This is a genomic window from Helicobacter sp. CaF467b, from assembly GCF_022664765.1.
Lineage (GTDB): Bacteria > Campylobacterota > Campylobacteria > Campylobacterales > Helicobacteraceae > Helicobacter_D > Helicobacter_D colisuis.
In genome coordinates this window covers 330,712-340,903 of sequence record NZ_JALAIY010000001.1, presented here as the reverse complement: position 1 = coordinate 340,903, position 10,192 = coordinate 330,712, and the positions used below count along the sequence as shown (strand labels likewise).

Below are 10,192 nucleotides of genomic sequence, written 5' to 3'. Positions count from 1 at the left end.
GGGGCGCATAGAGGGTGAAGGAGAGATAAGGTTCCAGCAGTTGCGTCCCTGATTCCTTCAATGCCTGTTCCAATACAATCGGGGCCAATGAGCGGAAGTCCGCCGGCGTGCTGACCGGACTGTAATAAAGCCCGTATTCAAAGCAAATCTTACAGTCCGTTACGTTCCAGCCGAACAAGCCCTGCTCCAGCCCGTAACGGATACCATCCCTGACAGCGTTTTGAAAACTCTGGTTCAAGTATCCCAGCGAAACCCGGCTCTCGTATTGTACACCGGAGCCAAGCGGGAGTGGTGTAACAGACAGTCCGATGGATGCCCAAAACGGGTTGGGCGGCACCTCGATATGGATGGTGTGGCTGGCTGCTTTGAGCGGCCGCTCCATATAAATGACGGTGGGTTCCTTTACCACTGTTTCAAGCTTGTATTTTTCCGACAGCAAAGCGGAAACAACCTCCAACTGCACCCGGCCCAAAAAAGAAAGAATGATCTCATGGGTGATGGAATCCACCTCGCAGCGCAAAAGCGGGTCAGTATCCGCAAGTTGCGTAAGAGCGTCCAGCAGCCGTTCTCTTTGCGCTGCCGTTTTCGGCGCAATCGACGTCCGCAGCATGGGGAGGGGGTCCTCACGCCACCTTTTACGAGGGAGCCGGGTTGGGTCCCCTAATACATCGTTTAACCTCACGCTGTCGCTGGGAAGGATAACAATTTCACCCGGATAAGCGGTGTCTGTCCGAACAATTTCCCCTTTGGATGGAATACGCATCTCTGTGATTTTCAGCTTTTCTCTCCCGGCCAGGGCCACCGTATCCCGCAGGCGCAGCGTTCCGCTGTATAGCCGTAGATAGACACGCCGCTGGCCGCAATCTGTATACTCCACCTTGAAAACGCTGCCGCATAGGGCGGCGCTCCCCTGTTCCCCAATCGGTTGGAACAGCCCTGTCACCGCATCCATCAACGGTTGAATGCCAAGGCCCTTTTTGGCGCTGCCATGATAGACTGGGAACAGGGAGGCGTCTTGAACCCGCCGCTGTTCCTCCCGCACAAGTTTTTCCCGGCTGATTGGTTCTCCTGCGATATACTTTTCCAATAATTTATCGTTATTTTCGATGACCGCATCCCATGCTTCTATGTCGGTATTTTCCTCCAGGACTATTTCCGGGGACAGCGACACCGTCTGCTTGATGATAATATCGGCGGAGAGCTTATCCCGAACAGACTGAACCACGCTCTGCAAATCAACGCCAGCCTGGTCGATCTTGTTGATAAAGATAACGGTGGGAATGTTCATTTTCCGCAGGGCATGGAACAGAATACGGGTCTGGGCCTGCACGCCATCTTTAGCGGAGATCACCAAGATGGCCCCATCTAAAACAGCCAAAGAGCGGTACACCTCCGCCAAAAAATCCATGTGGCCGGGCGTATCCACAATGTTAACTTTACATCTGTGCCACTGGAAGGAAGTGACTGCCGCTTGAATGGTAATCCCACGCTGCCGCTCCAAAAACATGGTGTCCGTCCTCGTTGTCCCTTTTTCGACGCTCCCCGGTTCTGAAATGGCTCCGCTGGCATATAGCAGGCTCTCCGTCAAGGTCGTCTTTCCAGCGTCTACATGGGCAAGAATTCCAATATTGATTATTTTCATGTGATTGTCCTCCCTTTACAGCCCCAAAGGGCATAAAAATCCCCAGCAGTAAAATACTTTTACCACTGGGGATCATGACTTCGGATACATAGAAACGCATTCAGCTAACATGAGCCGTTATCCGTCACGATATTTGATAAAAAGGCAAAAGCATTCTTAAATTGGGTACAAAAACCAAGCCCCTGCAAGGGGCAATTATTTTTGTGCCCATTATCAAATTTTATTTAAGAATACCTTGCCGCATGTTGAATAGACTCCTCAAATCAGGATGACAGCAGTATAGCATAGCACACTCTAAAATGCAAGAAGTTTTTACCCGCTGTCCCAAATAAATCAGGAGGGCATTCACCGGGACACCCTCCGATTTGGGGCCTCATGCGCAAATAATTTCTGTGTCCACGATTTCCGCCGCACACGCCCGAATATTGTTAGTCCCTCTGCAACTCATACCACAGACCGTTGCCCTCGTCAAAGATGTACTTTTCCATGAAATTACCTCCATTTTTTGTGATTATCGTGCGCCTACCCTTATTTTTGACCTTGCACCCCATTTCTGCTCCTTTTCGACCTGTTCCTGCTGGTAAGCTGCCTCCAGTATCCTGTCCGCCTGTTCCGGGCCAATGGCCCGTCTGACCCGCTCATAGTCCCTGACTTGCCCTTTCAAGCCGTCCCTCTCGGCACAAACCTCATAAATCCTGGCTGACAGGGAGCCGTTCTTACTGACCTCACATTTACCCTCCTTATTTTAAATTTTCTTTACCATACACCCAAAGCATATGATCCATTTGCCTATTATTAAATTCCTCCAAACCATAAAAAGTTCTAATTTCTTTAATAGCCTTTAGTAGATTCTCATAATTTTTTAAGCTATTTTGACTAAGCTTAAAAGAACAAAATTTATCTTTATTGTTAAAATGAATTACGCTCTTTTGGACAAAGCTATCAAAAATAACATATTTATCTTTATTGTGATGAAAGCAATATTTACTTGCAAAAGAATATAAAAATGCTTGTTTGCCTTTAGAGTTTGTAAAATTTGCAATTTTTTCAATAATACTTGTATCGCCCACTTTTAAAGCTTCATCAATATTTAAATTTAGGATTTTCTCAACAACCTCATGTATTCCATAAATTTTTAAATTTGTGCTATAAAAGCTGTCCAAAACACAAACCTTTAAAAGCACAGATTTTTTATCATTATTGCTTGGATATTGCGAAAAAATATCCACAATCACTTCTTCTTGATCTCTATAATATTCATATTCCTTAGAATCATCGTATTCTGCTAAAGCTTCAAGTAAAGCCTGTTTAGTATTCTCGCTCATTTTACTCCTTTTTGCTAAAAAGAAAAATTTTACCCCCCCCATTAGAGAATGCTTAAATTAAAAATTTTATCAATAATATTGTAAGCGAGATTTCTATTTAATTATTTTTTTAAATTCCATAATAATATTTATTATTAAATTTAAAAAAAGGAAGAATGTGATGATATATAAAAAGAGTTTGGGTTATATTTCTATAGCCTTATTTTTAATACTTAGCACAACCAATGCAAATGTTGCCAAACATTTCAAAGACTAAGAAGCCTTTGGGGTGAGGCTTGTGCGATAGGGCAAGAATCTTTTACTTAGAATTTCTTGCAAAAAATCATCTAGCTAATAAAATCTTCTTTGGGGAAAAACTCTGCGATCCAATCACATTGCTTTTCATCATAATTCTCTGATGCTCGAATCTTAAAGCGATTATTATCTTCTACAACTTCAAAAAATCTTTCAGGATTCTCTTTATTAAATAACACCCTAAGAAATTCTTCTTGCTCATTATTATAAAACTTGAATCTAATCATCGTTTCTGCTGATCCAATCTCTCCACGAATTATAACTTTAGCCTCCAAAACAGCCTTATCAATATTCCTTAAGAGTCTTTCGTTATGATAATTAATATTAACAATATCACGATATTCCTCTAGGAGTTTTTGATAATTTTTAAGCGATTTATCATATTGATCTACAATATTTTGAAGATTTTTTGGAATAGATTTGCCTTGAAGAGTATAAGTAATTTTATGCACTTTATTTTGCATAGTAAACAAAAAAGTATAAACCTCATCCATTCTCTTTCTTAAATGTTTAATATTAACCTGCAACTGCTTTTTTAACACTAAATATTCTGTTCTATCTTTTTTATTAAATGCAAATTTAGCAGGATTGCACTCAAAGAGATTGTGCTCCCCCAAAATATTATCCACCACTAAAGAATAACGAAAATAAATTTCATTATAAGATCGGACATTTTTCACATAAATATAATCAGCAACAATCTTTCCACCAAGCATACTCTCCACATAAGCTATTTTAGCCTCTACAATGCCTTTTTCTAGAACATCAATCACTGCTATATCGGCTTTAACATTTCCTTTATGCGATTTAATATAGGCGATTTTAGCTTCAATTTTTGAATCAAAATGAGTTAAGCCATCAATTTTTAGTATTTTAAAAAGATTGGCAGTTTCTTGCTTGTTGGTATTCAACTCATCATCTATAATAAAATAAAAGGGTGCTATTTCTTTTAAAAATCCATCTTTTCTAGCACAAAATTTAATATGCGCAGAATCTTCTAAGGCAACAATGCTTAAATCACTTTTAATCTGATGTGATTGAATAGATTTAGCTGGCAAAATATGACCCTTTAAATCCCTGCCAATACGACCCTTAATGGCTTTGGTATAATCCAAAAGCAAATCCCCTTTATGAACAGCCTTCAAACAAACTTTAGGGGTAAATTTAGTTTGCAAATCACAAATCGCACTTTCATCTTGCATTTTATGATAAATTTCAAGCTTCTCACTTTTTCCCTCAACACTTGCTACTCCAGAAGCGACTTTAAGGGTAATTTTTGATGTGACACTACGAAATTTAAGCTTTTCAATCAAAATATCAATTTGCGTTTCTAATTGCTTGGATTCTCTAATTCCAACAAAATAGTCTTCTAGAATCATTGCTCGATAAAGCTCTTGATAAATATCAACCTTTAATTTTCCATAGTATTCTACTTTAACCTTTGGAATCAAAGTTGCCATTAGCGTTGTATCTGCTTGGGGTATTAATTCAACTTTAAAAGGTAAGTTTTCTCTTTCTTTCTTTTTGCATAACTCAACCCTATAAATTTGCTTAATATCAACTTTTGCAATGTAATTAGCATCTTTATCAAAGAGATTTAGTAAGTGGATTTTTTTAAAATTATTTTCTCCGTGGCGATTACAAAATGTAGCAAAACCCAAAAAATAAAAATCCATTTCTTCCTGATAAATTTGACTTTGTTCTTTTAAAAAAGCTTTAATATTTTCAATTTTTTCAAAAATCTTATAGCCTCTTGAAGCAAAAACCATTTACAATATTCCTTATTGAAAGTATTTTTTAATAAGCATTTCATAATATTGCTCTTCTTGTAATCGCTCATCGATTAAAACCAATGGTTGCTTACAAACCTTACAACGCAAAAAAGTTCGCTTTGTTTGCATCATTTCATGCAAAGAATCACAAACTTCAAAAACTTTTGTATGACAAAGGCAAATATAATTATGATGCTTTTGTTCTTCAATCCTATGGATATTTTGGCTAAGAGCTATAATCTTAGTTTGCTGCTCCAAGGAATAAGGAATCTCGCCTGCATCTATCAAATGATTGTGGTAAGCTTCTAAGCGTTTGTCTTCGTTTAAAATATGATTAACCAACCAATTTTTTGAGAAACCATAAAATTTCTCACAACTTTTTTGAATATCTTTAGAATCAATTTTAAAATTTTGCAAGATATTAATCAAGCCCTTATGCAATCTTTTATGTTGTTCTGCAAAAGGAAAACAAACTCTATCCATATAGGCTTCCTCATCTTTAAAATGAGTAACAGTGTATTCCAAAAAACGATTAATGAGTGCTAGTAATAATTTTTCTTTGTTTTCAATGGGAGAATTTGCCAAACGATTAGCAATTGCTAAACATTGGAAAAGATATTTATGTTCATCATCTAAAAGCTGATTCTTAACACTAAATTCTTCGCTCCATTCTAGCATAGGGCTACTCCCATTGATTATTTTAACAGCGAATCATTATAACCCACAAAACTTTAATTATGTTTAAAAATTAGTTTTCTAAATTAGAATAAAAATTTTGGTAAAAATCTTGGAATTCACCCTTTAAAATAGCCTCCCTAGCCTCTCTAGCTAAATCCAAATAATAAGCAAGGTTATGAATACTTGCAAGACGAAAATAAGTCATTTCTCCCGCTCTAAAAAGATGATGCAAATAAGCTCTTGAAAAATTTTTGCAAGTGTAACATTGGCATTTAGAATCCAAAGGCATAGCATCAAGCTTAAACCGAGATGATTTAATAGAAAGTTTGCCAAAATGGGTAAAAATCGTGCCATTGCGCGCATTTCTTGTTGGCATCACACAATCAAACATATCCACACCTCTTGCGATGGCTTCTATAATATCTTGTGGTGTGCCAACCCCCATTAAATAGCGAGGTTTATCTTTGGGTAAAAGCGGAGTGGTGAATTCTAGCGTTTCATACATTAATTCATTAGGCTCTCCCACTGCCAATCCTCCAATAGCATAACCATCAAAATCTGCCATTGAAGTCAAATCTCTTGCGCTTATTTCTCTAAACTCTCTATCGGTTCCACCTTGATTAATTGCAAAAATATGATTAGTCCATTCCCTGCCCTGCTCCCTTGCTTGAATCTTTTGGACATTGTGAAATGTGATTGCCTCATTAGCCCATTTGCTCGTGCGATTAATAGATTTTAAAATACGCTCTTTACTTGCTGGTAACCCCACCAAATCATCTAAAATCATCATAATATCACTATTTAAATCATATTGAATCTCCAACACCTTTTGAGGAGTAAAAAAGTGTTTACTTCCATCAATATGGCTCTTAAACAAAATTCCTTCATCAGAAACTTTAACATTATCGCTCAAACTAAAAGCTTGAAATCCGCCACTATCAGTTAAAAAATTTCTTGGGAATTGACTAAAATGATGCAATCCCCCTAGCTGCTTTATAACTTCTGATCCTGGTCGCAAATAAAGATGATAAGTATTCCCCAAAATAATAGGAGCATTAAGTGCTAATAAATCATTAAAATCTAGAGCTTTTACACAAGCTTGTGTACCAACAGGCATAAAGATTGGTGTTTGGATTTCCCCGTGTGCGAGTTTAAGGATACCTGCCCTTGCTTTACCATCAATATTTTGCAAATTAAATTCCATTTTCAACCTTTTTTTGTTACATTTTTAAAAAATTATTTAGGGTTTGCTATGCGAAAAGTGCTTTTAATTTTAGATGGAATTGTAGCAAAAGAATTTGCCACCACCATTATGAACAAATATTTTGATGAAAATTATTATATTTTTGTCTCTATAGATAAAGATCTCTTACCCAAAAATACAACCGAATATCACGAATCTTATCAATTTGACCCTTGCTCTTCTAGAAAATTAAAAGAGATTCTAAGCCCACAAATCACAGATTGCTACATTATAACAGAGCAAAAAGAAGATAGAGAAATTATCTACAATACTTTACGCGCCTATAGCAAAAATTTTCAAATTACCATACTTGGAGAACTCACTCCTTCTAAAGAAATCAAAGAAGATAAGCAACTTAATTTAATTAGCAAATCTAATGTGCTAAGCGCTAAGCTTTTTGAAAAATTCCCCAATGTTCCACGAACAGCTAAATATATTGGCTTAGGGCAAGGCGAAATTATGCAAATTAGTGTGCCATTTGGTAGTCCTTATGCTTATCGTAGCGTTGGAGTTATCAAACAAAAAAAATGGAAAATTGCTGTAATTTACCGCAATAATGAAGTGATTTTACCCAAATACTCTACAACTATTTTTCCCAACGATTCCTTGCTTTTAGTTGGAGATCCTACTACACTTTGGGATATTTATCACCGAATCAAAGAGGAAATAGGACAATTTCCAACACCTTTTGGGCGTGATGTGGTTTTATATTTTAATCTACTTAAACCAAAAGCTTTAGAGATATGTTTAGAACAAACTTTATGGCTTTTTAGCAAATTTAAAAACAAGCGGTTGCATTTGTGTTTTTATAATCCCTCCTCACTGCAAGATCTTGAAACAATTAAAAATCACCCAGACTTAAATAAAGATAATATTTCGTGGCATATTGAATTTTATGAAACCTCGCTTAAAAATATTATTCTAAGGGATAAAAATAATAAAAATATTGGACTTATTTTGATTGACAAAAATATTTTTGAAAGTCATAAAAATTTCCTTTTTGGTTTAGGGATTCCATTGCTTAAATTTGGAAATTCTCCGCTTAACTCATTAACTCATAGCGCTGTTATAATCCCTAAAAAAACCGAAGAAGCTGAAAAAATCTCTTCAGTTGTCTTTGATTTTTCTACCCAAATGGGCTTAAAAATTTTACTTTATGATTTTGATCCTGATAAAAACTATCATGAACAAGCCGCTGATTATTACCATCATATTGAAAAAGTTTTTGATAAGAAAATTGAGCTTATTAAATCTGATACGCTAAATCCCATTATTTGGCTAAATAGGCAAGAGCAGACCCTGCAAATCTTACCGCTTAAAAAAGAAACACTTCAAAAGCCCTTATGGTTTTCACTCACTGAAATAGAAAATCTAAGCACACATCTTCCTAATGTGCCACAGCTTTTTATTCCTCTCTCTGTTTAAGAATCTGATATCTAATCTCGGCTTCTTCCCAGTCTTGTAGCGTATCAATATCTTGAACTTCTCTCCTTGGTAGCAAAAAACTCTTTGAATCTTCAAAAATATTCTCCTTGTTCTGCCATACTTTTGCCCTAGCAAAGTAAAATTGCCCTGCATCGTGATAAATTTTTTCCAAATCTTGGGAACGCTTAGTAAAATGTTGAGTAAAAAGCATTTTATTTTTATTTTCTTTTATTCTAAAGGCTCTAAAGGGAGAGTAATCATATTCTACCGCCGATAAAAGATAACATAAGTCATCGCGACATAAAAATGCCTCTTGCAATCTCTTTGGATTTAAAAGTGGTGCTGTTGCATAGAGACAACACACCCATTCTTTTTGTAATTTTAGCTTTTGGATTCCCTCTATAATCACTTCTCTTGTCCCTATAAAATCTCCACTCAAAGCCTCTGTTCGCTTAAGTGGTAAAGCCCCAAACTTCTCTGCACACTCCAAAATCTCACAATCTTCACTAGAGACATAAATTTTAGAAAAAATTCCACTATTCTTTGCATTTTCAATACTATAAGCAAGAATTGGTTTGCCTAAAAAATTTTTAATATTTTTTCTTGGAATCCTTTTACTACCTCCACGCGCAGGAATAATGCAAATGCATTCTACTTGCATACAATCCACTTCCTTAAAGCTTCAATCGCTTTTTCTTGTTCTTCAAAAGTTAGTGTTGGATACAAAGGGAGTGTTAAGGTATTTTTATAATATTTTTCTGCATTTTTAAAATCACCCTTTTTAAATCCAAATCGCGCATAAAAAGGTTGTAGATGAATGGGGATATAATGCACTTGTGGAGCAATACCCAAATCAAGCAAACGCGTATAAAGTTCCCTGCGTTTGATTCCAGAATTTTTATTTAGCAAAATCACATAAAGGTGAAAAGCACTATGATTGTGTGATTCCACAAAAGGCAAGGTAATTTCTAAATCTGCCAATCTTTCGCTATAGATTTTAGCCAATTCATTGCGTTTTTGGACATAAGTATCTAATCTTTTTAACTGAGAGATTCCCAAACTTGCATGCAAATCACTCAAGCGATAGTTATAGCCTAAAATTTGTTGTTCATAATACCAAGGTGCTACATTTTTTTTATTTTCAAATTCCTCTTTATCTTTGGTGATTCCATGGCTTCTTAATTTTTGCATTTTTTGAGCATATTTAAGATTATTGGTAACTGCCATTCCGCCCTCTGCAGAAGTGATAATTTTTACAGGATGGAAGCTAAAAACTACAATATCACTGAATCTGCAATTTCCAATGGGATAAGTGCGATATTTACCACCTAGCGCGTGAGAAGCATCTTCCACGATTTTAAAACCATACTTTTGGGATAACTGCCAAATCCTCTCCATTTCACAGCTTTGCCCCGCAAAATGAACTGCTACTAACACTTTAGGCAATTTGTTTTTCTTGGTTTTTTTAAGCTTTTCTTCTAGCAAATTTACATCAAGATTATAGGTTTTTTTGTCAATATCTACAAAATCTACTTTTGCTCCACAATAAAGTGCGCAATTACTCGATGCTACAAAACTAATAGGTGTAGTCCAAAGCCAATCTCCCTCACGCAATCCCAAAGCCAAAATCGCACAATGCAATGCCGAAGTAGCACTATTAACTCCCACAGCATACTTTGCGCCTACCTTTGTTGCAACCTGCGATTCAAATTCTGCAACCTTTGGTCCTTGAGTAATAAAAGGAGACTGCAAAACTTCTAGCACACTTTGTATGTCTTCTTGAATAATCTCTTGTTTCCCATAAGGTATCATC

Annotated in this window: 8 protein-coding genes; 1 reads left to right on the top strand and 7 read right to left on the bottom strand. The window is 36.4% G+C overall.

Translation table 11 applies throughout. The features are described from left to right. The 5 genes from tet(W) to tgt form a co-directional block, all read right to left on the bottom strand. Positions 1 to 1,642, bottom strand: a 1,642-nt coding sequence (gene tet(W), locus MKD52_RS01720; RefSeq protein ID WP_242099045.1) for a tetracycline resistance ribosomal protection protein Tet(W), incomplete at its 3' end; no start/stop codon positions are given. A gap of 740 nt (positions 1,643 to 2,382) precedes the next feature. Beyond that, on the bottom strand, positions 2,383 to 2,967 hold the full coding sequence (locus tag MKD52_RS01715; protein ID WP_242099044.1) for a hypothetical protein: 585 nt from the start codon (positions 2,965 to 2,967) through the stop codon (positions 2,383 to 2,385). A 326-nt stretch (positions 2,968 to 3,293) separates the two neighbouring features. Continuing rightward, entirely contained in the window at positions 3,294 to 5,030 is a 1,737-nt protein-coding gene (locus MKD52_RS01710) for a flagellar assembly protein A (protein WP_242099043.1), read from the bottom strand. Between the two features lie 12 nt (positions 5,031 to 5,042). Next, complete coding sequence (locus MKD52_RS01705) at positions 5,043 to 5,711, bottom strand: hemerythrin family protein (RefSeq protein WP_242099042.1); 669 nt, start codon at positions 5,709 to 5,711, stop codon at positions 5,043 to 5,045. Between the two features lie 70 nt (positions 5,712 to 5,781). Beyond that, entirely contained in the window at positions 5,782 to 6,915 is a 1,134-nt protein-coding gene (tgt, locus tag MKD52_RS01700) for a tRNA guanosine(34) transglycosylase Tgt (RefSeq protein ID WP_242099041.1), read from the bottom strand. Between the two features lie 48 nt (positions 6,916 to 6,963). On the opposite strand from tgt, the gene MKD52_RS01695 reads away from it, so the two are divergent. Continuing rightward, positions 6,964 to 8,379 carry a hypothetical protein gene (locus MKD52_RS01695; protein WP_242099040.1) on the top strand — a complete coding sequence of 472 codons (1,416 nt, stop codon included), beginning with the start codon at positions 6,964 to 6,966 and terminating at the stop codon, positions 8,377 to 8,379. On the opposite strand, the gene pseF is transcribed toward MKD52_RS01695, so the two are convergent. Beyond that, positions 8,360 to 9,040 carry a pseudaminic acid cytidylyltransferase gene (gene pseF, locus MKD52_RS01690; RefSeq protein ID WP_242099039.1) on the bottom strand — a complete coding sequence of 227 codons (681 nt, stop codon included), beginning with the start codon at positions 9,038 to 9,040 and terminating at the stop codon, positions 8,360 to 8,362. The two genes, MKD52_RS01695 and pseF, sit on opposite strands and share 20 nt — an antisense overlap. Next, entirely contained in the window at positions 9,031 to 10,191 is a 1,161-nt protein-coding gene (pseC, locus tag MKD52_RS01685; protein WP_242099038.1) for a UDP-4-amino-4,6-dideoxy-N-acetyl-beta-L-altrosamine transaminase, read from the bottom strand. The genes pseF and pseC overlap by 10 nt, the downstream gene beginning before the upstream one ends. Position 10,192 lies beyond the last annotated feature (1 nt).

Coding starts and splice junctions, on each gene's coding strand:
- pseF (WP_242099039.1), bottom strand. CDS start 9,040: ATGCAAGTAGAATGCATTTGCATTATTCCTGCGCGTGGAGGTAGTAAA.
- MKD52_RS01710 (WP_242099043.1), bottom strand. CDS start 5,030: ATGGTTTTTGCTTCAAGAGGCTATAAGATTTTTGAAAAAATTGAAAAT.
- MKD52_RS01715 (WP_242099044.1), bottom strand. CDS start 2,967: ATGAGCGAGAATACTAAACAGGCTTTACTTGAAGCTTTAGCAGAATAC.
- tgt (WP_242099041.1), bottom strand. CDS start 6,915: ATGGAATTTAATTTGCAAAATATTGATGGTAAAGCAAGGGCAGGTATC.
- pseC (WP_242099038.1), bottom strand. CDS start 10,191: ATGATACCTTATGGGAAACAAGAGATTATTCAAGAAGACATACAAAGT.
- MKD52_RS01705 (WP_242099042.1), bottom strand. CDS start 5,711: ATGCTAGAATGGAGCGAAGAATTTAGTGTTAAGAATCAGCTTTTAGAT.
- MKD52_RS01695 (WP_242099040.1), top strand. CDS start 6,964: ATGCGAAAAGTGCTTTTAATTTTAGATGGAATTGTAGCAAAAGAATTT.